The following is a 23,649-nucleotide window of genomic DNA, read 5'->3' as shown; positions in this document are numbered from 1 at the left end:
CCGCGTCACTCGATGATGGCGAGGATGTCGCCCTCCTGGACGACATCACCGACCTCGACCTTGACCTCGCCGACGGTGCCGGCCTGCTCGGTGAGGACGGGGATCTCCATCTTCATCGACTCGAGCAGCGCGATCTCGGCGCCCACCTCGACGGTGTCGCCCGGGTGGACGGCGATGGAGAGGACATTGGCGACGAGGTCGGACACGACGTGGTGCGGCATACCCGCGACCGTATCCACTACGCGTCGGTAACCCGCGGTTCGACCTCAACGGCGCGGCATTTCATCACGCGCCGCCACGCCTGCGGACGAGAGACGATCGCACACGGGGGCGGACGGCATACCCGGCACATGAACGGGCGGATGCCGTCCGCCCCCGTCTCAGGGCTCGTCCGGCAGTTCGTCACGTGCCCGCGTCGCCGATACTGTGGACGGCTGGATCGGGTACCGCGAGGTGCCACCCCTGCCTGAAGGACTCACCATGGACTGCCGCTCCTGCGGAGTCGACCTGCCACGCGACGCCGTCTACTGCCTGCGGTGTGGCGCGCGCGTCGAGCTCGGCTCGGTCCTCGGTGTCGGCACCGACCTGCCCCCCGCGGCTCCCCGCGATCTGTCGCGGTCCCCTGAAATTGTTCCAGATCCGGATCTGTCCGAGACCGCGGTCCTTCCGCGGTTGCCGCAGCCTCCCGCATCACCACCGGCCCACCCGGTCCAGCCAGTCCAGCCAGTCCAGCAGGACGAGGCAGCCTCGCCCAACACCTCGGGACACTCCCGCGGCACCATCCTCGCGATGGTCGCGACCTTCGTCGCCCTGGCGATCATCGGCACGTTTGCGCTGACCCGCATCCTCGGCTCCGATGCCCCCGCGCTGACTGCAACCGCGGCGTCCGTGAGTCCGACCTCCGCGACAGAGGGTCAGGACGCACCCACCGAGTCCTCGGCCGAACCCGAGACAGGCCCATCCACGCAGGCTGCACCAACCCCCACGACCACCCCCAGCGAGTCCGGCGCGACGATCCCGGCTGGCGCTCGACGATGCTCGACCACCGGAAGCGACGCCGTCGCCACGGCCTACGCCGCCACCGAACGGACGTCCTGCGAGTTCGCTGGTGCGGTGCGCGAGGCCTACCGCAAGGCGGGGACTCCCGACGGCGTGACCACGCTGCGCGCCTACAGCCCGGTCACCAGCAAGTGGTACTCGTTGTCCTGCGACGGCGGGGAGCCGGTGCGCTGCACCTCGACGACCAACGCCGTCGTCCTGCTCGCCCCATGACCTGGAACGGGATGGCGCTCCTGTTCGTTAGGGTGGCTGCGTGCCCCGGGGACGATATCGGTCTGGCGCCGTGACTGCGTGCAGCGCGTCACGGTCGGTCCACGGGTGGTCAGCGGAAGTGATCCGACAATGAAGATCCTTCTCCTGAGCCACTATTACGCCCCCGAGCCGGGCGCGGCCCAGCACCGTTGGTCGGTGTTCGTTCGCCATCTCGTGGCGGCGGGTGACTCGCTCCACGTGGTGGCCCCGGCCCCGCACTATCCCTTGGGCCAACTCCTGGCCGGTCAGGAAAGCATGGCCGCGGGTGCTATCCACAAGGGAGTTCACGGCGAGACCGTGCACCGAGTTGCCTTCCGTCCCTACGACGCCAGCGTGCGTTCGCGCATGGCCGACGAGGCAGTGGCAGCTCGCGACGCTGTGCGGACTGTGAAGCGCGGCCTGGGGGATGATTGGGTCCCCGATGTCGTCGTGGCCACCGTGCCGTCGCTCCCCATGGCGTGGGCGGGTGGCTGGGTCGCTCGCTCGCTCCGTGTACCACTCGTGCTGGACCTTCGTGACGCCTGGCCCGACCTGCTTGTCGTCGCCCATGAATGGGACAACCACGGGCCTTCACGCGGGCGCGGGCGCGCGCGCTCCGCCGTGCGGGGCGCGCTCAGTGGCGTGGGCTCGGCTCTCACTCGTGAGCAGCGCCGCGCCGACGCCGTCGTGACGACGACCGATTCCTTCGCGGAGGTTCTGCGCTCGCGTGGCATGGGATCTGTCCACGTCGTCCGCAATGCCGCCCACGCCGTGCCCGGCTACCCAAGGCACCAGTTACGGCGGGACAAGAGTGCTGCTCTCCACGTGCTGTATGCCGGGACCATGGGGCGCTCACACGGGCTCGGGACGGCGGTGCGGGCTGCAGCCCTTGCGCACGAGCGCGGTGCGGACGTCGTGCTGCGACTGGTCGGCCATGGTGCCGAACACCGCCATCTCATGGAACTCGCTGCCGGGCTGAGGGCGCCGGTGGAGTTCGTCGACGCGGTGCCACGCTCTTCCATGGGTGAGCACTACGCCTGGTCGGACACGGTGCTGGTGAGCTTGCGTCCGTGGCAGGCCCTTGAACTCGCCGTACCGTCGAAGCTCTATGAGGCGATGAAGCTCGGCGTGCATGTGTCCGCCGTGGTGGCGGGCGAGGCTCGGCGGATCGTTGAGGAGACGGCTGCGGGTTCGCTGAGCGCGCCGGGTGACGTGGAGCAGCTCGCGACGTCCTGGGAGCGCCTGCACGCAGACCGGTCACTGTTGGAAGTCGCGGACGCCGCGCGTGAGTGGGCCGAGCTTCATGCCGACGCGGCTGAGCTCGCCGGTGGCTACCGCGAGCTCCTCCACTCGGTGGTCGCTCGTGGGTGAGGCTGGTCGCCTTGCCGAGATGTCGACTGTGGTGCGCAACCTCCGAGTTGTCGCGACCGTGGCCGTGCAAGGGCTTGAGGACGACCCAGTGCGACTGTCCTTGCTGGCCGCGCGTCGGTTGCCCCACCGTTGGCGCGGCCCGCTCGCCAACGTGTTGGCCTCCGCTGGCCGCAGATCACACCGGCGTGCGCCGCAGGCGCTCGGCCTGTTCCTGGCCGACCGACCCGACGAGGCACGTGCACTGTTGGCCCAGGGTCAGGCTCAGACTCATGGCCAACACCAAGGCCGACTGGTGTCAGAGCTCGCTGTCCAGCTCGATGGCGAACTCCCGGACGACCTGCCCGCGGGAGCGCGGGCGCGGGCCGCGTGGCAGGGCGGTGATCTGACCGCCGCTCTCGGTGTCCTTGAACTGTCGGGGACGCGGTCCGCACGGCGACAGCGCGCCAGACTCGCGTCCGAGGTGGCGATACTCCAGCCCGGTCACCGCGTCGCCCTCTCACGCACCCCGGCCTTCGCAAGCCAGCCGCAGTTCGCAGGCCGGCTGCAGGGGAGCCATCGGGTCATGCACCTCCTCACCAACTCGCTGCCCTGGACCCAATCCGGATACGCACTGAGGTCCCACTCGATCCTCCGAGCGCAGGCGGCAACCGGGATGTCGGTGGAGGCAGTGACCCGCCTCGGCTACCCCGTGACGATCGGGATGGTCTCGGCCCGCGAGACCGACGTCGTGGACGGGGTCTCCTATCGGCGCCTTCTTCCGTCGCGCCTGGCTGCGACGCCTGAAGCCCGGTTGGCCCAGACCGCAGACCTGTTGGCAACTCATGTCGATAGGTTCGGCCCGGATGTGCTCCACACGACCACCCACTACCCCAACGCGTTGATCACCCGTGCAGTTGCCGAAGCCACCGGTCGTCCGTGGGTCTATGAGACGCGTGGGCAACTCGAGAAGACCTGGGTTGCGTCACGGCCGGCTCACCAGCGGCAGGAGGCTGCGGCCAGCGAGCGCTACACGCTCTGGCATGCCAGAGAGACAGAGCTGGTGCTGGCTGCCGATCACGTTGTGGTGCTCTCCGACGTGATGCGGGATGACCTGGTGTCCCGGGGCCTGCCCTCAGGACGTGTGACGGTCGTGCCCAATGCCGTTGATGACGCGCTGCTCGATCCGTTGCAAGACTGTTCACCGCGCGAGGCTCGAGCGCGGCTCGGCCTCCCTGAGGAGGGGCTCTGGGTCGGAACGGTCACCTCTGTCGTCGACTACGAGGGTCTCGATCATCTCGTGCACGCGGTCGCCGAGCTCCGGGGTGCTGGTCGTGACATCCGCTGCGCCATCGTGGGCGATGGGACTGCTCGGCCTGCGCTCCAAGAGCTCGTTGCGTCCCTGGGCCTCACGGGCTTCGTGATCCTCCCGGGTCGGGTGCCGCCATCACAGGCCCCCGACTGGCACCGGGCGCTCGACATTTTCACGGTCCCGCGGCGCGACTCGGACGTGACTCGGACGGTGACGCCCCTCAAACCGATCGAGGCGATGGCGGTGAGCCGACCTGTCATCGCCAGTGACCTGCCCGCCCTGGCCGAGATCGTCGAGGGACCGGGGTCCGGACTGCTGGCGGCGTCGGACGACCCCTCGTCGCTGGCGGATAGAATTCGTGAACTGTCCGACGACGAAGACCTGCGACGTTCCTTGGGTGCGCGTGGTCGGGAGTTCGCAGCAACCCGGACGTGGCGGGCCATGGCCGGTCGATACGAGACCATCTATGACTCTCTGGAGGGGGCGACGTGAGCGACCGACGGCACACGGTGACGGGTGGTCCCATGGTCGAGCGCGTCGACATCAGCAGGTTGTCCCCGGTCGGTCGTCGGCCCCCATTGGGTTCGTATGTGCGGCAGTTGTGGGGACGTCGGCACTTCATCTGGGCGGACTCGCGGGCGAGGGCATTCTCCGGCAACCGGGACACGTTGCTCGGCCGGTTCTGGCTCGTGGGAAGACCGATCCTCGACGGCATCACCTATTTCCTCATCTTCGGGGTGCTCCTCAAGGCGTCCGGCGGTGTCGAGAACTACATCGGCTTCCTCATCATTGGTGTCTTCATGTTCTCGTTCAGCTCGAAGTCGCTGACCGGGGGGGCTGGCGCGATGTCGGCCGGCAAGAACATCATTCGCGCCTTCTCGTTCCCTCGAGCAGCCATCCCGCTCGCTCTGGTGGTGCGCGAGACCATGTCGATGCTTCCGGTCCTCTTCACGATGTTCGCGATGATCCTCCTCATCCCGCCTCATGCCACTGTGTCGATCTACTGGCTGCTCTTCCCGGTGGTCTTCCTGCTCCAGGCGCTCTTCAACACGGGTCTGACCCTGTATGCCGCGCGGCTCGCCAGCGCGATCCCTGACCTTCGTCTTGTGCTGGGCTTCTTCTCCCGGTTCTGGATGTACGGCTCCGGAGTCATGTTCTCCGTGGAGCGGTTCATCGACCACCCCATTGCGCTCGCGGTGGTGCAGGTCAATCCGGTGTATTGCCTGCTCGAGATCTCTCGTGACCTCCTGCTCTATGCACGGATGCCCGACCTCACGCTGTGGTTCACCCTGGGTGCTTGGGCGATCGTGACTCCGCTGTTTGGCTTCATCTACTTCTGGCATGGAGAGGAGGCCTACGGTCGTGAGTGAGTCGACGCAGGACACCGCTCCCAAGAAGGGCATCGAGGTGCCCCTGGGTGAACCGACGGTCAGCGTGCGTCGCCTATCCGTTCACTATCGTGTGTCGAGCTCTGAGCTCCAGTTCGGCCCCACCTCGCGCCGTCAGCGCGTGGCTCGGCGACTGGGCTGGAACCGCATCGTCACGGTCCGGGCAGTCAACGACGTCTCGTTCGTCGCGCGGGCAGGGGAGTCCGTCGGCGTCGTCGGGCACAACGGCTCCGGCAAGAGCACCCTCCTGCGGGTCATGGCCGGGCTGGAGACCCCCACGTCAGGCGAAGTGTTGGCGACGGCGACTCCCGCGTTCCTCGGGGTCAATGCGGCGCTCCTGCCCGAACTGTCCGGGATGGAGAACGTGCGACTGGGCCTCCTCGCCATGGGCAAGAGCCCCCGTCAGGTGCGGGAGGCCATCCCGGACGTGCTCAAACTCGCGGGAATCGGCGTGGCTGTCCACCGTCCGATGAAGACGTACTCGTCAGGCATGGCTGCCCGGCTGCGTTTCGCGATCTCCGCTGCCGACAGGCCCGAGATTCTCCTCATCGACGAAGCCCTTGCCACTGGTGACGCGGCCTCGAAGGAGCGCAGCGAGGAGCGCATGGCGCAGATCCGGCGGGACGCCGGCACGGTCTTCCTCGTCTCGCACACCGCGCAGACCATCGAAGAGATGTGCACGCGGGCCATCTGGCTGCATCAGGGCGAAATGATCCTCGACGGTCCGGCATACGAGACCGCCCGGGCCTACCGTTGGTGGGCCTGGAACCTCGCCAAGGGCGAGGTTGAGAAGGCCGAGGGGCTCCTCGAGGATGCCCGTGCGACGTTGCGCGCGACCGTGGTTCACCCCGAAGACTCCACGACTGACCGCCACATCGCCCGACATACCTACCCGAGCTGAGAGCTTTCATGACCCGACGCATCATGACCATCTATGGCACTCGACCCGAGGCCATCAAGGTGGCACCGGTCATCCGGGCCATCGAGGCACATCCGGACCTCGAGTCGGTCACCGTCGTCACGGGTCAGCACCGCGAGATGCTCGACCAGGTCAACGAGATCTTCGGCATCGTGCCTGACCACGACCTCGATGTCTTCGCCCACGGCCAGACCCTCAACGGGCTCATGGCCAAGGTCTTCGACCGGCTTGACCCGGTGCTCGAGTCGGTCGCGCCCGATGCGGTCGTCGTGCAGGGGGACACCTCGACCGTTGCCGCCGCATCCATCGCGGCCTTCTATCGGCGCATCCCGGTGATCCATGTCGAGGCCGGCCTGCGCAGCGGTGACATCAACTCGCCGTTCCCCGAGGAGGCCAACCGCAAGATCACGAGTCAGATTGCGGCGCTGCACCTCGCGCCAACCTCGACGTCGTTCGACAACCTCGTCCGCGAGGCCATCGACCCATCGACCATCGCGGTCACGGGCAACACCGTCATCGACGCCCTGCTGCACACGGTCGAGCAGGACATCCCCTTCGCTGATGAGCGTTTGCTTGCGGCCGAGCGTGCGGGTCAGCCGATCATCCTCGTGACGACTCACCGTCGCGAGAACTGGGGCGGCGCGATGGAGGGTGTCGGCCGTGCACTCAAGCGACTCGCCACGACCTACCCCGACCACCTGCTCGTGCTGCCGGTCCACCGCAACCCGATCGTGCGTGAAGCAGTGCTGCCACACATCGAAGGACTGTCCAACGTGCTGGTGACCGAGCCCTTGGCCTATGGCGAGTTCACCCGGCTCATGAAGTCCGCGACGATCGTCCTCACCGACTCGGGCGGGGTGCAGGAGGAGGCGCCTTCGCTCGGCAAGCCAGTCCTCGTCATGCGCGAGAACACCGAGCGGCCCGAGGCAGTGGACGCCGGGACGGTCAAGCTCATCGGCACCGAAGAGGAGCGCATCGTCACCGAGGTCTCTCGACTCATCGACGACCCCACGGCATACACGGAGATGTCGAACGCCGTGAATCCCTACGGCGATGGAGAGGCGGCAGGTCGCTCAGTGGCAGCCATTGCTCACCTCTTTGGGCTCGGCGAACGACTCCCTGACTTCGCCCCCAAGTAGGTAAACTCGGTGCCGTTTCGAGACCGTCTGCGCTCCGCGCATCGACGTCCATGGCTGGGCGGTGGGCTTGCTCTCGCCCTCGTTGCTGCGACGGCCTTGGCTGTCGCAGTGATGTCCGGTGGGGATGACCCTGCGACGAAGGCACCGACGCAGGGGCCGGTGACCATGGTGGGCGCCTTCGACTCATCTGACCTCGCTACCGAAGGCTGGCAGGCATCCGTCGATGGCGGCAGTGCCGCGACCCTGACGGACAAACGGCCGTACTCGGGCCGTTCCGCGCTCGTGCTCGACACCCGTGACTCGAGTGGTTCGGGTGACGTGAGGATCTCGCGGTCACGGCTGCCCGTCGCGGCCGGCCAGACCTATCACGTGGCCGCCTTCGCGCAGCCGGTGGCGGGCCAGCAGCGCCTCGTGCTCGCGTTTGAGGAGGCATCGGGGCGTCGGATCGCTCAGGTCAGCGCCGCCACAGGGACGAGCAGCGCCTGGTCCAGGGTCACCGCACAAGCCGCCGCCCCGGCAGAGGCAGTCACCGCCACCGTTCTCATCATCGCGGACGACCGGACCAGCGCCGTCAAGTGGGACGAGGTGAGGTTGCTCTCGACAGACGTGCCGGGCAGCGGGTTCGAGGGGAACAGAGGAAACGCCGTCGACGACTGGACTGTTCGGTCGATGCAGGGGGACCGCGTGCGGCTGTCGCCAGACGCCCACACCGGCACTGCCGCCATCGAGATCTCCGGCAGGAACTCCCAGGAGAGTGCCGCCACCAGTGCCCGCGTCCCGGTGTTCCCCGACGTCACACACAACTTCTCGGCCTGGGTGCGGCCTGTGAGGGGTGTCTCTCGGTTGAACATCGACTGGTTCGACACCCAGGGGCGGCTGGTGCGGTCGAGCCCTCACAACGTCAGCGCCCCCACCGGAGAGTGGTCGAGGGCCAGCTTCGACGCCTCCGCTCCCGGCACGGCGACGTCAGCGACGATGACCGTGGCCCCGTTCGGGGACGAGCCATCCGTGAGCCGATGGGACGACTTCACGATCACCCCGGTGAAGCCGCGCACGCCTCCCAATCTCCGGACCAAGACCGTCGCGCAACTCGATGGCTTCCTGACCACCACGACGTCCGACGTGATCACCGTGACGGGGCGTCCTCAGCTCGTCACGGTCGTATCGGGAGAACCGGCCACCTTCCAGGTTGCCGACCTGCAGTCCGGTGCGCTCCTGCACCGCACCGAGCTTCCCGGGTTGACCAACGGCTGGGCCCTGACGAAGGGGCGCACCGCCGATGGTCGCGGTGTCACTGTCTACGTCGGGGGCGGCAACGGGCACGTGTGGAGATACGACGCACTGAGCCGGTCCATGAACGACCTGGGCCGCGCCACGCCCGATGCCACCCTCGTGTGGGACCTCGATACCGACGACGACGGCGTGGTGTGGGGGGCGAGCTACCCGCGGGCCGAGCTGTGGAGCTTCGACCCGGCGACCGCGAAGTTCACCCTGCGCGGACGGGTCGACCCCAGCGCGGCATACGCGCGGGGGTTGGCGGTGGACGACAAGCACATCTTTGTGGGCACGGGCCCAAGCCGACCGCACATCGTCATGCTCCCGAGAACCGGCACCGGCCCGCCCGTTTCGATCCAGCCGCCGACAAGCATCGCCAAGGGTTTCGTCAAGCAACTCGACCGGCGGGGCAGGTTCCTCTTTGCGCGGTTCACCGGCGACGTGTACGGCCTCTACGACCTCACGACGAAGGCTTGGGTCACCCTCGACGGGCCGGCGGACGTCTCCCGTGCCCAGGTGCCGAGCGCCGCTCCGCCCGGCGAGTCGTTCTACTACGTGCGGGACCAGAGGATCTGGAAGGTGGCCGGTTCCGGGCCGGCCTCACGCAAGGTCACCGCGATCGCGACGACCTCCCTGCCGCCGGGACGCAACTCCCTCGTGGTCGGGACGACCATCGGCGGGGTGCCGGGCGCGTGGCTCATCACCCACGACGGCGGACTCCGGGCTGGCGCGGTCAACCTCTCTGCCCTGCGCGCCCCCGGGCCTGGAAAGCCGCTCCCGGCCGCGCTGCATCAGAACTTCCAACTGGGGTTCAAACCGTCGGCCCTGCACATCAAATCGCTCGCAGCGGGCAGCGATGGTCTCCTCTACGTCGGGGGCTTTGGTGGTCCGAGCTTCGTGGCCTTCAGGCCCGATGGCGAGGTTGCCCTGCGCTACCCCTCGACCGACGACCAGTCACCCAGGGTCTTCGGTGAGATCGAGGGGATGATCGCCAACGGCTCCCAGCTCTACCTCGGCAGTTACACCGGTGCCCGCATCCTCAAGTACGACACTGCCGGGCCGTGGGTGCCCGACACCAACCCCGTCCAGATCGGATCGCTGGGTCCGAGCTTCCGGCAGGACCGCCCTCAGGCGTGGGCCGTCGACGGTGCCCGGACGTACTTCGGGACGGTGCCCTCGTACGGCACGCTCGGAGGCGCTTTCGGCTGGATCGATGGACCGGACTCCACGCCGGTGTCGATGCGTTCCCCGGTCCCGAACGAGAGCGTGGTCAGCATCGCGGGTCGCGACGGCATCGCCTTCGTGGGCACATCCCGGTGGGGTGGACTCGGGACCACGCCGACGGCTGACAACGCGACCGTCTTCGCGTACGACACCAGGTCGAGGCGCGTGCTCTGGCAGACCCACCCCGTGGAGCGTGCCCAGTCGATCAGTGCGCTGACGATCACCTCGTCCGGTCGGTTGTGGGGTGTCTCGGGTGGGACCCTCTTCGAGTTGGACCGTGCTACCGGCACGCGGATCAGGCAGCTCCACCTGACGACCGATGTGCAACCGGACACGGTCACGTGGTCGGTGGCTCAGGTGGTCGAGGTGGACGGTCTGCTCTACGTCGCATCGCGCGGCTCACTCCACCTGGTCGACCCCGGCTCCCTCACCGTCACGACGGTGCAGGCGAAGGGCGTGGCACCCAACAAGGTGACGGTTCTGGGCGACGCGCTCTACTACCCCCTCGGCTCCGCCTTGGTACGCGCAGCCCCGCAGGCGAGTGGACGGGGCTCCGCGAGCGGTCAGTAAAGTGGTCGATATGGCCACTCCCCTGCGACTCGGCATCCTCGGGAGTTGCGTCAGCCGTGACATGGCCGAGCTGCACCGGGAGTGCACGGTGGCTTTCTATGTGGCCCGGCAGTCGCTGATCAGTGCCGCTTCCCCGCCGACCGAGGTTCCCGAGACTGTCGACCTGCCCTCGGCGTTCCAGCGCCGGATGGTCGTGGCCGACCTCAGGTCCGAGGCACTCGACCTGCTGGAGGACCACGCCCCGGATCTCGACGTCCTTGTCATCGACCTCGTCGACGAGCGCCTCGGCGTCGTGCCCCTGGCGGAGGGTGCGTTCGCCACCGATTCGCAGGAGCTCAAGGAGTCCGGGGTCAAGGACCTGCTGCGCCCGGTGTCCGACGATGTGGAGCTCGGCACGCCAGAGCACTTCCGCCGCTGGAAGGACGCCGCCCGAGCCGTGCTCGCCCGGCTGGAGGCGGCAGGGCTGCGCGACCGCTCGGTGGTCCTGCGCGTTCCGTTCGCGAGCCGGACCCGTGACGGCGTCAGTGTGCCGCCCTACATGCAGCGCAGCGCTGCGGAGTGGGACGACGCCTTTCGTCCTTACTACGCCTTCCTCCGGGAACTCGGACTGCCTGTGGTCGAGCTCCCGCCGGAGCTTGCCCTCGGTGACGCGGACCACCGATGGGGTCTCTCGCCATACCACTTCGTCCCCGAGGCGTACGCCTGGTTGCTCGCCGAACTGCGCCGGGTGGTCGGTCTCGATGAGCCCTCCGAGGACGGGGACTGGGTCGACCAGCAGTACATCCGCGTGCCTCTCAGCCTGCCGGTGGCGGGCATCCGCAACCCGGCGACCGCTGGCACCGTCCGTCTCCCGCTGCACCTCCGCGCTGACGTCACCCGCTGGCGCCTCCGGGTCACGAACCTCGACGAGCGAACCGGGCGTCTGGCTCCGGGCAGGGTCGAGATTTCGGGGATGTGGGTGGGCCGTGCGAGCTCGCCGGGTGCGTTCGACGCTGCACCGAGCCGCCGCATGGGCAGACGACGATTGCCGGGGGGGAAACGAGGCCTCGTGACCCCATGGTTCGACGACCCGATCGGAGACGGCGATTGGATGGTGTCCCTGGGGTGGAGTGCTGATCCGGGCCGACGGACAGTCGTCACGCTCGCGGACGCCTACCGCGGCCCCGACCCTTCGACGGCGGACCGTCCCGAAGCTACGGGCCTCACTGCCTCGCGCTATGTGCCGCTGTCGTGGGCGGTCGAGGTCGAGACGTGCGACGCCGTTCCCGTCGTCGTCGCCTGGGGTGACGAGCGATGCCTATCCGCCGCGACCGCAGCAGAGCTGGGTGACTCAGCGCTCAGTCGGCTGGCGCGTGAAATGCGTGCCGTTCCGGTGCATTCCGTGTTCCCCGGCACGGGTCTGGCCCTCTGGGCGGACTACCAGAGCCAGTGGGAGCACTTCGCCGTAGCCACCCCGGCGACGGAAGTCTTCCACGTGATGGGCATGCGGGACGTCATCGCCGGCGCGTCTCTCGAGCGGCTCCGGGAGCTCTTCACCGACACCCTGCCGAGGCTCGAGAACAGCTTCGGGCCGCACGTCAATGCTGTCCTGCTCGACACCCCGCCCCCCTCGCCGGCCGGGTTGTCGGAGGTCGTGACGGCCTACAACGACTGGCTGTTGACCACCTTCGCCGGTCCCGTGTACCGGCTTCAGGACGACGCCTTCACCAAGGTCAGGGACGCCCTCGTCGCTGAAGACCCGATCACGTCCGGCACCCCGCTTTCGAGAGGCTCGACGTCTTGACCTTCTCCTACTCCGAGCTCGCCGCGCGCAGTCAGGCGATCGGATCCCACTTCTCGCCGCTCTCGACCGACCACGCCGAGGCCGCCGCCCTGTTGCGTGGTGAGCTGACCCTCAAGCCGCACAGGCTGTGGCGCCTCCCCGAGTCGCCGAAGTGGAACGAGAACCCGTTTCGTGAGGTCAACTGGGTGGCCCAGCTGCACATGCTGCGCTGGTTGGATCCGCTGCGCCGTCGCGCAGATGCAGGAGACCCGTCGGGGGTCGACCTGTGGGTCGCCACCGTCACCTCGTGGATCGAGGCCAACCCGCCAGGCCGCGGTCGCGCGACCTACTCCTGGGGTGACATGGTCGAGGCGGTCCGCGCCATGATCATGTGCTTCGGCCTGCCGATGCTCACCGAGCATCGGCCCGAGGCCCTCACGGTGGTGCTCAGGTCGATCGAGGAGCACGGCCGGTGGCTCGAGGACCCCAAACACGTCCGCAAGGGAAACCACGCGCTGCAACAGCACCAGGGCCTGCTCGTCATCGGCGCCGTCCTTGAGCACGAGGAGTGGGTCGACCTCGCCGTCGAGAGGATGACCGCGATGCTCAAAACCTCGTACGACGAGGAGGGCATCAACGAAGAAGGGGCCGTCCAGTACCACCAGATCAACTACAGCTGGTGGAGCCTGACCAAGCGACGCGTGGAGTTGGTGCGGGGAGCGGCGCCGGCCGAGTTCCGCAGGATCGAGCGCGCGCCACTGGCGTTGGCTCATGCGACCCGCCCCGACGGCACGTATGAACTGATCGGTGACACCGAGGTCTTCTCACTCCGGGGCATCCCCCATCCTGCCGTCGAGTTCGTCGCCTCCGGCGGCCGGGAAGGTGCTCCTCCGCCGGAACGCGTCAAGACGTACGCGTCCGGCTACGTCTTCGGACGCAGCGGCTGGGGCGACGACGATCGGCCCTTTTCCGAGCACACCTTCTACTCGCTGAGGTTCGGGCCCCAGAACCGGATTCACGGCCACGTGGACGGGGGTTCGCTGACGTTGTTCCACCGCGGCGCGCCGGTGCTTGTCGATGGCGGCAAGTACGCCTACGACGCCGTCGACCCGTTCCGCGCCCATGTGCTCTCGCGGGCGGCTCACAACTCCGTGGTGGTCGACGGCGTCGAATACGACCGCACGGCCGAGGTCACCTTGACCCGGAGTGAGATCCGGGAGGGCGGCGAGGACTTCGAGCTGCTCGACCGTGGCTACGCCGGTGTGGAGATCCGCCGACGTGTCCTCGTCCTGTGGGACCTGGAGGCCATCGTCGTCATCGACGACGTCACCGCGGAGGATCCGGTCACGGCCGCGCAAGTGTGGCACCTGGAGCCGTCTGCGGGTCACCGCAAGGAGGGTGCGGTGGTGCTTTCTGCCCAGGCGACGACGAAGACCTGGTTCGCGCCCGTGGGTGAGGCCCCTGAGGTCTCCGTCGTCAAGGGAAGAACCGACCCGTGGCAGGGCTGGACCTCGTACCGGTGGCGTGAGAAGACCCCCACGCGAACGGTGCTGATGGCCAAAACCGGAAATCGACTGCGCCTACAGACCCTCATCGACTTCTCCGGAGCGGACTCTGCACCGGAGGTGACACTGCACGACAACGTAGCCGGCACGGCTGCCCACGTCGTGTCGTGGACACGGCCGGGACAGCCGGTGCGGAGCGTGGCGGTGGGACCCGGGTGGTTCTCGAGGGACAGTCGCGGCTCGTCTCCCGACGCCCTGGTCAGGCTGGGCACCGACAGCTTCGGCGTCGGCCCTCCCTGAGCCCTCTGAACCCCGGTGGGGTGATCAGCCGCTCGCAAGGGGCAGACGTGGGTCGGCTCCGACGCCCGGCGCCGCGCCCCAACGTCGGGCCAGCGCGTCCCAGTTGCCGTTCACCGGCGCGACGGCCTGCATGAGGGTGCGGAGTTCGCGAGCCGACGGAGGCACGTGCCCCCGCCCCCAGGGCTGGAGGAGCAGGTGCACGCCGTTGCGGTGGGGGAGTGCTTCGAGCCAGGGGCTGAGCTGGGTCGTCACGTGGGCATCCTGCGAGTTCTGCAGGTAAACGACGTGATTCGCGAAACCCGCGGCGTAAACCGCACGCAGATCGGCCCGAGGGTGGTTGGCCAGGACCTCGAGAGCCTCATCTTCGCCCTCCGTGCCGAAGCACGCAGCCGTGAAGGCCTGCCAGGCCGGCGGGTGGTAGTCGGCAACCCGGGTCTGGGCGTTGACCGGAACCGCCAACGACCCCGGGAAGGTGTGCGACAAGTTGAGCGACGCGAATCCGCCTCCGGACATGCCGAAGAAAACCAGGTGATGCGCGCCGAACTGAGTCTGGACCGCAGCAATGGCGTCGTGGAGCACCTGCGTGAGATCGAGTGTCGAGCTGCCGAGATACCACGCCAACTTGAGCTCGGGGTCGAGGCAGAGGCTCGCGTCCGAGATGAAGATCCGATTGACGTCGAGGCCTTCGGTGACCGAACGGCCGGTGAAGATCGGCAGGTCCATCGGCTTCTGGCCCAAGGCGGCGTGCAAACTCACGATCGTCGTTGAGGCGTGGTTGTTCTCGATCAGCAGGTCCACGGGCGCCTCAGGGGTGGCCAGGGTCACGAGCCCGTCCCGCAACTCTGCCCTCGTCAGATCCAGCAGCGAGGCGAAGACCTGGGGCTCCCCCCAGCTGCTGGCGTCACGCCGGGGCACGTCAGTGAAGGCGACCTTGTCGAGAATCGTTGAGTCGGAGGCCGCAGCCGGGTCTTCGAGCGCGCCGGCACCACCCGCCGCGAAGGCCGCGATCCGGCTCGCGAGGTACTGGTACGCGTGCTCGGTGTAGTGGAAGGGGCTCGGGCCCCAGCGGTGGTCGAGCGGCGACCTCGCCAGTTCGTCCGGCAGGTCGATGACGGCCAGGCCGAGGGCTTCGACCCGCTGGAAGTAGCGCACGTAGAGCGCATTCGCGGTGTCGGGATCAGTCATCCACTCGGGGATCGGGATCGGAGTGCCGTCAGGCGCCAGCTTGGCCCACGGCGTCCTCAGCACCACCGTCTTGCCCTTGAGCCCCAGGCGTTCCAGTTGCTCGACGCGGATCTCGAAAGCCCCACTCCACGCACGGAAATGCTCGTCGCTCCCGAACGCCAGCAGCGGCACGCCAGCGGAGATCTCGCGCCCGCCCGCGCCCCACATCTCGGACAACTTGGTCACGTAGCCGCCGCCAAGCGGTATGACACCACCTCGCTCGTCGATGAGGTCGATGAGCAACACATCGATATCGGCGACGTGGCGTTCGAGCACTGTTGGCAGATCGCCGCGCACGTCGCCGCTGACCATTCGGTTCTGGAAGGCCGACGGGAGCTCTTTCATCCGGCCCAAGACCCCGGTGGCAGGCGCGTTCGCGCTGATCGCGGACTGCCTTGCGACATAGGTGAGCAACCGGTATCCCTCTGGCAGGAACTCGAACGTGTCTCGCGAGACGCAACTGCCGTAGATGAAGGTGCGGATCTCGCCCGGCTCCTTGCCCGAAGTGCTGGCCGTCATGCCTGAGGAACCTCGATCTGGATGGTGTCGGGTGACTCGGGGCGGCCACCCAGCCATCCATTGTTCAACGTGTACTGAGCCGAGAACAGTGCCCAGGCAGCCGGGGCGCGGTAGCGGCTGCCACTGAGCATCTTCTCGACGGCCTTTCGGTCGAGCACGTCAAACAGAAGGCTGGAGTCGTTGTCGAGCACGTACGACGTGAAGTAGTCGGCGAGCGCTGGCGTGTAGGCCACCCGCCAGTTGAAGTTCGCCCGCGGCACGTCGGTGGCGGTGTAGGGGTTCCGTCCAGCCCAGCCCTCCGGGTCGTGGAAGGTGCTGGGGCCTTTGGCCTCGAAGGTCCACCGGTCGCGGAAGAAGGGCAGGTCCGCAATTCCCGGGACGATCGTGTTCATCACCCGGTGAGCCAGACGCTCTTCGATGAGGGTCTCATCGGGTGCAGCGAGGATTCGCCGCACCATCCGGTTGTTGATCAGCAGCGTCGCGTGCGGCGCGACAACGGACTCGCCGTGCCGCATGGTCGCCAGCCAGCGGCCGGTTCGGTTGCGCACATAGGCGTCGAGCATCCCGCGGACCGGTGCGTCGCCGATCCGTGCCAGGCTTCCCGCGAGATCGAGGTGCATCGCCTCGCGCGCCAGGGGCGAGAGCAGGTCGCCATTGTTGAACCATGACTTGCGGATCAACTGGAGCGCACTGTCCCGGCCGTGGTCGTTGGCGGCCAACGACCGGGCCCAGCCACCGCGGATGATCTCGCCTCCTTGGCCGCCGAGATTGACCGACTTGGTGATGAGCACGTGCGCCTTGGCGGGGTCGGGCAGTGTCGTGAAGGCGTTCCCGAGGCCGCCGGTCGAACGCAGGGTCATCCACGCCTGGAGTTCGGGCTGCGCCGCAACGAAGGACTTGCCGGAAGGTGCCGTCGTCATGGCGGGTCGGTTGGTTCGGTGCTCCGCGCCGATCAGGGCGGCCACCTGCCTGCCGACGTGCACCTCGCCGCTCTCGTCAAGCCCATTGGTGTAGGCCAGGAAGGGAACCCCAGCCGCAGTCAGTGCCGAGACGACGAGGCGGCTGTCCTTGCCTCCGGTGATGGCCGCGATGACCTTTTCGGCGCCCCCGGCGAGCGTCTTGGCGTAGGTGACGAGGCTGTCGGCGATGGCTGAGGCCACCTCGTCGAAGCTTGCGTCCGCGTCGGCCTGCCACACGTATCGGTCCTCGACGCGCAGGTCGTGCGTGGAGTCGGACACAATTCGGGAGCCAGGAGGCGCGATCTGCACGTCCGCGAAGACGGTTGAGCTGGTCACGGGCAGACCATGGACGATGGCTCCGGCGAGGCCGAGCGGGCTGTAGACAGGAGTCGCCGAATCGTGCCGCACGAGGTTGAGCGCCGCCGCCGAGTTGCTGAACAGGACGACGTCGTCGACTTCGGTGTAGTACATCGCCTCCGATCGGTGCACGTTCGTGAAGACGCGAAGGGAGTCGGGTGTCGCGCCCACCATGGCGAAGCTGCCGATCCCGTCGTCAACGGCGTCGGCCACGAGCGGCTTGGTGTGGTCGCCCCCACGCAGCAGGGGCAACAGGTCCTCCCCGAGGACCCCAGTCCACGCCCAGGCGCGAGCTTTGTTGCCGATCCATCCGAGCCGGGTCTCCGTGGACTCGGGCTCGTTGCTGCGCATCAGGATCCCGACGCGGCCAGGATTTGGCGTCCAGCGCAGGTCCACGATGGTGTGTTCTGACGGCCACGGAGTCACCGTGTCGAGCGCGATGACGGCACGCGACATCACCCGCTTGAGCGGGCCCATGTCACCCCTGGCCACATGGTTCTTCATTCGGGCAGCGAAAACGAGTCGCACGACTCAGCCTCTTCTCTGGGCGACGACGTGCGCGTTCTCCGGTGGACGGGGGACACAGCCGCTGTGGACCACGACGTCGACTTCATCGAACATGAGGGGTTCCCTCCGGATTGAGCAGCTGCACAAGACGTCCGAGCACGGCGGTCTCTTCGAAGCGGGCGACGCTTTCGGAGCGGTACCCCTCTGGGTCGCGCTCCTCAGACACAATCCGGGCCACCAGGTCAGTGACCGAGGCGCCGATCCATTCACGTGGATAGACAAGGTCTGCCCCATCCCAACCGAGAACGACGGGCATGGCTCGACTGGCGGCGCCATCCGCGATGGTCAGGTGGAATGACTCGAAGTCACTGACCGACAGGGCCACACCAATGTTGCGGTACCACTCAGCCATGTCGTTGCCGTGACCGTCGAAGGACACGGTGCCGGGTCTGGAAGCGTTCAGCGACGCGATGCGCGCGTATTGCGCGTCGTACCAAGCCATTTCCTCCGGTCGGCTGCTCATCCAGGGGTACGCCTCGGGGCCCTTGCCCTTGATGCGCAGTGAATGCGGCCGCCCCAAGTCAGCAAGACCTTCGATGACGTCAAGTGCCAGATCCAGTCGCTTTCGCGCGGGGACGGTGCCGACGAAGCCGATGTTCGTGGCGGCGTCCGCGGTCTTGGGCAGGTCGAGGCCGTCGGTGTCCACAAGGTTGGGGATCACCAGGCTCTTGTCGGCGGGAACACCATGGCTGTGGATCGCTGCCTGCCTCACGAGCTCGCCGACGAACACGTAGGCGGCAACGTTGGTATGCAGGATGCGGGCCAAATAGGGGAGGGAGAGCTCCTGGAGATGCACGCGGACGACCAGCCGCTGTTCGGGGGTGACGTGATGCGAGTACCAGACGGCGTTGCCGAGCCCCCATTCGCACAAGATGATGTCGGCCTCGTCAAGCAGCTTGAGTGAACGCTGCTCGTCGTGAGCGGTGTGGCTCTGCCACTCGTCGAGCAGGACCTCCGCACCCTGTGCCCGCAATTCCGTGATGAGGGAGGTGGCGAACTTGAGGTCGTGACCGGCCACGAGCACGCGGCGGTCGGCCATGGACGCGGTGGGGGAGGCCGCTTGTACGTCGAGGTTGTCGATCCTCGCGTCCACCAGCGGGGTCACGTGCGGGACGAGCAGGCTCACTCCGGCATACCCGTCGGCGAGCAAGGCACTGTCGAGATCGCCGTGGGCCCACCCTGCCGCCGAGGACACGAGTCCGGTGGTCGTCCCGGTCGTCGACACTGGCTCCGCGATGGGGCGACCCGGTTTGAGGTCGACCTCGCTGCGGCTGTCGATGCGTTCCCACGGACCGTAGGCCTGTGCGTGCAGGAGGTCTTCGAAGTGGGTGCGCGACACGGCCTCACCGAGGCGACCGACCCACGTCGCCGTCGTTGCCGGTATGCCGTTCCCATCCCAGGTGCGCACACTCGTCACTGCGCTGTTGAAAGTTTTGGACACCGCATCAAAGTTGTTGGTATCGCCCCCCGTGGAAAGGAACACCTCGGCCGGGGGCACCGACTGGCGGGCCAACCCAAGGACGACGTCCGGTGCGCTCGAATCGAGCGCCACGGCATACGTGGGCCGTTCGGGTGCTGCAACGCGAAGTCCGGCGGTGCGAGCGACGATCGTCAGCGCATTGTTCACGGTGTGCGAGCGCAGGACGGCGCGCATCTGGAGCCAGGCCTCGGCGAGACGTGCCTGCGGGTCGGTGGACCAGGCCCGCAGCAGGGCGCGCCACATCAACGGATCGTTGCTCGTGGGGATGGCCGTGCCGAACGTCTCGTCGATGCCCCGGCCTGGCCCGGAGAGAACGACACCGCCGCACGCGGCAACTTCGACCACACGTCGCGAGAACATGGACGGGGAGCCGTCCACCGAGTTCACGTTGAGGTTGGCGAGGTGGCTCTTGTAGGAGTCGATGACCTCGGCATAGGGCAGTGAGCCGCGCACGCTCGACCGAAAGGCGGGCGGGAAGTGGTACGGCGAGTCGGGGATGTCGGCTTGGCGGTCATAGATCGCCACACCGAAGGGGCGGGCGGACTCGAGGAGTCGGGTCAGCTCAGCCGAGCGCTTGGCGTAGCGCTCGCCATAGAAGGTTCCGGCGTAGGCGACGGTGGGCTCATAACCACGTGCGCCCGGCAGCGGGTTGTGGATCTTGGGTTGCGCATAGAAAGGCAGCGAGGAGGCCGTGCGCACCGTGCCGACCCCGGCGGCGAGGTAGGGCAGCACCCTGTTGCCGTCCGTGGTGAAGACGTGATCGCACAAGGAGGCTGTGGCCACGAACCGGTCGAAGTGGACCGGGTCCTCCTTGTTCCAGAAGACCGACGGGATGCCCAGTTCGCGAGCCCGATTGAGGAGGCCACAGATGTCCGCGTGTTCCTCATCGGAATACCGCCCGACGCCGCGGTGCCAGGTGCCGTCGTTGCCCTTCCACGCGGACTCGATGAAGACCAGATCAAGGCTGGCGAGTTGCTCGTCCCAGTGTTCGCGGTCCAGTGGGACCACCCGGACCGAAGCCGACAGGGTCTCCGTGGTGAACTCATCGGCGACCAGGCCAACCCGCAGACTGCTCAGCTCGCGACCGGTGCCGGCGAGGTCACGATGCAGTGCAGTGGCGTCGCGGTGGGTAGCGCGGATGGATTGAGCCAGCCCCTCCCAGGTGCGCTCGTCGAGGCACCACAGGCGGCCGGCGCGGCCGAGGTTGGCCCGCAGATCGGGATCCTCGATGAGTCGCCGAAGTGTGTCAGCGAGGTCTTGGGCATCCCCGGCGCGGAACAGCAGTGCCCGGGACTCGTGCGGCCCGGCGATGTCGCGGTGGGGAGCGACGTCGGAGAGGACGACGGACTTGGCGCTGCTCATGGCCTCGAGCGGTTTGAGAGGCGAGACCATCTCGGTGACGGGCAGCGACAGGCGCGGGCACGGCATGATGTCAAAAAGACTGAGAAGGCGCGGCATCTCGTCGCTGGGCACGCGCCCGATGAAACGGACAAGGTCGCCGAGGTCAAGCTCACTGACCTGGTCTGCGAGCGTGCTTGCGGCAGAACCGGATCCGGCCACGACGACCTGGAACTCGATGTCCGCGTCACGCAACAGTGTGGCTGCGTCGACGAGGGTCTGGAGGCCCTCGTAGGGGACCATGCTCCCGGCGAAGCCGATGACCGGGACGTCCGTGCGGACTCGTTTCATCGCGGCGTACGCGCTGTCGCGCGGCAGCGGGAGGAACTCACGCGGTGTCACCGCGTTGGGTGCGACGGTGATGCGCTCGGCAGGGACGCCGCGCCGCACGAGCTCGTCGCGCGTCTGAGCGGTGATCGCCAGGACGGCGTCGGCCTCACTGCTCACCAACGTCTCAAGGCTGGACTGCAGGGCGAAACGCTCCGTCTCATCCCACCCGGGCTTGTCGGAGGCTTCGGTGATCTCCCACAGCCCGCGAACCTCATAGACGAAGGGGATGCCGAGACGACGAGCGGCGATGAGGGCGGCGAGACCCACGCGGAAGTTCGACGCAGCGTGGATGACGCTCGGGCGCTGGAGCCGCGCTTCACGGACGAACGCGTCGGCGCACTCGAGGATGTAGCGGTCAACCGGCGTGCTCGAGAGGGGGTTGCCAGGGAGGTGGACGTAGTCGACACCGTCGACCTCGACGGCGTGGCGGTGCTTGGCCCGGGAATTCACATCGGACTTGGAGTCCCACGGGTATCCTGCACGACCCACGACGACGACGTCGGCGCCGGCCAGACGCAGGCCAGACGCGACGCCCTTGGTGCGGGTCGAGTAGCCGTTGGTGTTGTAGGCCGGGGTGGAGTGCGCGCAATACATGACGCGGTCCGGCTCAGGGAGGTAGGCGGCTCCCGGCGCTCGCGGAGGGATGGAGATGCCTTCGTGAGCGACCCGGTCGGTGCCGAGGATGCGTTCGGCCAGCTCGGCAGGGTTTCCCGTGAGCGCGCTGGTCACCTCTGGGTGCTCACGCAGGAGGTCGGCGGGCTCGGTGACGAGCCCGCGCTGATACCAGGCGCGGCTCAGCACGTGCCCCAGGCGGATGGGGGTGCGGTCGTCGTGAAAGCGTTCAACGAGCTCCTCGTAGGAGTACTCGCTCAGGGGCCGCTCGGGCAGGGGGGATCCGGTATGCGGCGTGGTCCCGGCAGCGGGTGGCGTCGCCCCTGGAGTGGTCACGGCGGCCGCAGTGGCCGGCGCCTTGTGCGGTGCAGCCTCCAACTGGAGTGGGGCAGCCGGCGCCGGCTTCTGTCCCGTCCTTCGGACGACGGTCATGGGGTGGGTGAGGGCTCGTCCCAGGCGATAGGCCCTGCCGGCGCGCAGCCTTTTGAGATCGCTCTTGAGGCGAGCACTCTCTGCGCGATAGGCATCGAGAGCTCCGTGCGCACTGCCGAGCCTGCGAGTCAGATCCTTATTCTGCGTGCGCAGCTGCTTCAGTTCCTTGGCCTGCTTCTCAGCGTCCTTGAGCTTGGCTCTGGAGGCGATATCTCGGGCCCGGAGCCCTTCGTAGCGCTGCTGGAGTCCTTCTGGGTCGCCGATGAACTCCGACAAGAGGTGCCGATCAAGCTGGGTTTGATCGCGGCGTTCGTCGGCGTGCACGTATTTCCCTAAGTTCTGCAGGTGGGCGACGGAGGTACCTCAGCATCCTAAGGGTCACCACTCGAGTCCCCCGAGCCTCAAACGCGCAGGCCAAGGGCAGAACCAGTTGCGCCGCGCGTCAGCGCCACACGCCGCGGGTGTCGATCACGGCTTTCTCGATGAGGAGTGCCCGGTCGGTGTTCTTGAATTCCTTGTGATCGACAAGGAGAACGACAATATCGGCCCTCGAGATGGCATCTTCCGTGTCTGTCAAGGTGACGTTGTCCAAGGACGCCAAGGAGTCCGGGAGCTCGGCGATGTTGGGTTCTACAGCCAAAATGGTCGCCTCGGGGTGACGCTCGGCGAGCTTCTTGGTGATCATGAGGGCCGGTGACTCGCGCAGGTCGTCGATGTCCGGCTTGAAGGCCAGACCGAGCGTCGCGATGACTGGGTTCTTGAACCGGTCGGCGCGCTCCTTGACCTTGCCGAGAACGACCTCAGGCTTGTTGTCGTTCACCTCGCGTGCGGTGCGGATGAGCCGGGCCTCGTCGGGGACGGCGCTCACGATGAACCATGGGTCGACCGCGATGCAATGGCCGCCGACACCAGGGCCAGGCTGAAGGATGTTGACGCGCGGGTGCTTGTTGGAGAGCTCGATGAGCTCAAAGACGTCGATTCCGAGTTTGTCAGCAATCACTGAGAGCTCGTTGGCGAAGGCGATGTTGACGTCGCGGAAGGAGTTCTCGGTGAGTTTGGCCATCTCGGCGGTGGTGGCATCGGTGAGGTGCAGTTCTGCTCCGCAGAACACTTGGTAGAGGTCACGAGCCTGCTCAGCGGCGGCGGTGGTCAGCCCCCCGATGATGCGGTCGTTGGTGACTAGCTCGATCATGACCCGGCCCGGGAGGACACGTTCCGGGCAGTGGGCGAAGTGAACTATGGGGCGATCCTCCGATCCGTCGAGTGACAGATCAGTCCGCGCATCGAGGACGCGCTTGGCCATGTGCTCGGTCGCGCCGGGGGGTGATGTGGACTCGAGGATAATGAGCTCACCGCCGCGCAGTTGCGGGATGATCGCGTCGGTGGCGGCCTCGATGTAGCTGAGGTCTGCTGCGTAGCCATCCTTGAACGGCGTGGGCACGGCGACGATGTACGTGCTCGCCTGTGGCGTGTTCTTCTGCGCGGAGAGCATCCCCTGGCTCACGGCACCGGCAACGTGTATGGCGAGGTCCGGCTCGATGAACGGCACCTCTCCGCGATTCACTGCATCGACATGCAAATCACTCACGTCAACCCCAATGACCTTGACCCCGTTGCTGGCCAAGATGGCCGCGGTCGGGAGTCCGATGTAACCGAGGCCGATGACGGCGACAGTAGATGTGTGAACCACTGGGGTACCTGTCTGCGTGAAAGTTGTGTCGTTCTGAATCTACCCAATAA

14 protein-coding genes are annotated in these 23,649 nt (G+C 67.3%); 9 read left to right on the top strand and 5 right to left on the bottom strand.

What is annotated here, in order from left to right; genetic code table 11:
• Positions 1-5 precede the first annotated feature (5 nt).
• Positions 6-221 (bottom strand): biotin/lipoyl-binding carrier protein, encoded by a 216-nt coding sequence (locus V6K52_RS19845; protein WP_353951835.1) that lies wholly within the window; start codon positions 219-221, stop codon positions 6-8.
• A 259-nt stretch (positions 222-480) separates the two neighbouring features.
• Between V6K52_RS19845 and V6K52_RS19840 the strand changes: the two genes are divergently transcribed.
• The 9 genes from V6K52_RS19840 (at position 481) to V6K52_RS19800 (ending at position 14,031) form a co-directional block, all read left to right on the top strand.
• Entirely contained in the window at positions 481-1,272 is a 792-nt protein-coding gene (locus V6K52_RS19840; protein ID WP_353951834.1) for a hypothetical protein, read from the top strand.
• Positions 1,273-1,401: 129 nt separating this feature from the next.
• Positions 1,402-2,661, top strand: a complete 1,260-nt coding sequence (locus V6K52_RS19835; RefSeq protein WP_353951833.1) for a glycosyltransferase family 4 protein — start codon at positions 1,402-1,404, stop codon at positions 2,659-2,661.
• 19 nt (positions 2,662-2,680) lie between these two features.
• Positions 2,681-4,441, top strand: a complete 1,761-nt coding sequence (locus V6K52_RS19830) for a glycosyltransferase family 4 protein (RefSeq protein WP_353951832.1) — start codon at positions 2,681-2,683, stop codon at positions 4,439-4,441.
• Entirely contained in the window at positions 4,438-5,319 is an 882-nt protein-coding gene (locus V6K52_RS19825; protein ID WP_353951831.1) for an ABC transporter permease, read from the top strand. The genes V6K52_RS19830 and V6K52_RS19825 overlap by 4 nt, the downstream gene beginning before the upstream one ends.
• The gene (locus V6K52_RS19820) at positions 5,312-6,238 is read left to right on the top strand and encodes an ABC transporter ATP-binding protein (protein WP_353951830.1); all 927 of its coding nucleotides are present in this window, start codon (positions 5,312-5,314) and stop codon (positions 6,236-6,238) included. The genes V6K52_RS19825 and V6K52_RS19820 overlap by 8 nt, the downstream gene beginning before the upstream one ends.
• Positions 6,239-6,246: 8 nt before the next feature.
• Positions 6,247-7,395, top strand: a complete 1,149-nt coding sequence (gene wecB, locus V6K52_RS19815) for a UDP-N-acetylglucosamine 2-epimerase (non-hydrolyzing) (RefSeq protein WP_353951829.1) — start codon at positions 6,247-6,249, stop codon at positions 7,393-7,395.
• Positions 7,396-7,404: 9 nt separating this feature from the next.
• Positions 7,405-10,464 carry a hypothetical protein gene (locus V6K52_RS19810; RefSeq protein ID WP_353951828.1) on the top strand — a complete coding sequence of 1,020 codons (3,060 nt, stop codon included), beginning with the start codon at positions 7,405-7,407 and terminating at the stop codon, positions 10,462-10,464.
• Between the two features lie 10 nt (positions 10,465-10,474).
• A complete protein-coding gene (locus V6K52_RS19805; RefSeq protein ID WP_353951827.1) occupies positions 10,475-12,247 on the top strand; it encodes a DUF6270 domain-containing protein in 1,773 nt (590 codons plus the stop codon).
• Positions 12,244-14,031 (top strand): heparinase II/III family protein, encoded by a 1,788-nt coding sequence (locus V6K52_RS19800; RefSeq protein ID WP_353951826.1) that lies wholly within the window; start codon positions 12,244-12,246, stop codon positions 14,029-14,031. The genes V6K52_RS19805 and V6K52_RS19800 overlap by 4 nt, the downstream gene beginning before the upstream one ends.
• Before the next feature lie 24 nt (positions 14,032-14,055).
• On the opposite strand, the gene V6K52_RS19795 is transcribed toward V6K52_RS19800, so the two are convergent.
• From V6K52_RS19795 to wecC, 4 genes are all read right to left on the bottom strand, one after another.
• Entirely contained in the window at positions 14,056-15,774 is a 1,719-nt protein-coding gene (locus tag V6K52_RS19795) for a DUF6270 domain-containing protein (protein ID WP_353951825.1), read from the bottom strand.
• On the bottom strand, positions 15,771-17,594 hold the full coding sequence (locus tag V6K52_RS19790) for a hypothetical protein (RefSeq protein WP_353951824.1): 1,824 nt from the start codon (positions 17,592-17,594) through the stop codon (positions 15,771-15,773). The genes V6K52_RS19795 and V6K52_RS19790 overlap by 4 nt, the downstream gene beginning before the upstream one ends.
• A 106-nt stretch (positions 17,595-17,700) precedes the next feature.
• Complete coding sequence (locus tag V6K52_RS19785; RefSeq protein WP_353951823.1) at positions 17,701-22,233, bottom strand: glycosyltransferase; 4,533 nt, start codon at positions 22,231-22,233, stop codon at positions 17,701-17,703.
• Between the two features lie 118 nt (positions 22,234-22,351).
• Positions 22,352-23,599, bottom strand: coding sequence for a UDP-N-acetyl-D-mannosamine dehydrogenase (gene wecC / locus V6K52_RS19780; RefSeq protein WP_353951822.1), 1,248 nt, complete (start codon positions 23,597-23,599; stop codon positions 22,352-22,354).
• Positions 23,600-23,649 lie beyond the last annotated feature (50 nt).

This window comes from Knoellia sp. S7-12 (genome assembly GCF_040518285.1).
GTDB lineage: Bacteria > Actinomycetota > Actinomycetes > Actinomycetales > Dermatophilaceae > Knoellia.
This window is presented reverse-complemented; position numbering and strand designations above follow the sequence as displayed.

Excerpts from the sequence above, each read along its gene's own strand:
- V6K52_RS19805 (WP_353951827.1), top strand. The coding sequence starts at position 10,475 with ATGGCCACTCCCCTGCGACTCGGCATCCTCGGGAGTTGCGTCAGCCGT.
- V6K52_RS19840 (WP_353951834.1), top strand. The coding sequence starts at position 481 with ATGGACTGCCGCTCCTGCGGAGTCGACCTGCCACGCGACGCCGTCTAC.
- V6K52_RS19795 (WP_353951825.1), bottom strand. The coding sequence starts at position 15,774 with ATGACGGCCAGCACTTCGGGCAAGGAGCCGGGCGAGATCCGCACCTTC.
- V6K52_RS19835 (WP_353951833.1), top strand. The coding sequence starts at position 1,402 with ATGAAGATCCTTCTCCTGAGCCACTATTACGCCCCCGAGCCGGGCGCG.
- V6K52_RS19790 (WP_353951824.1), bottom strand. The coding sequence starts at position 17,594 with ATGAAGAACCATGTGGCCAGGGGTGACATGGGCCCGCTCAAGCGGGTG.
- V6K52_RS19830 (WP_353951832.1), top strand. The coding sequence starts at position 2,681 with ATGTCGACTGTGGTGCGCAACCTCCGAGTTGTCGCGACCGTGGCCGTG.
- wecB (WP_353951829.1), top strand. The coding sequence starts at position 6,247 with ATGACCCGACGCATCATGACCATCTATGGCACTCGACCCGAGGCCATC.
- V6K52_RS19845 (WP_353951835.1), bottom strand. The coding sequence starts at position 221 with ATGCCGCACCACGTCGTGTCCGACCTCGTCGCCAATGTCCTCTCCATC.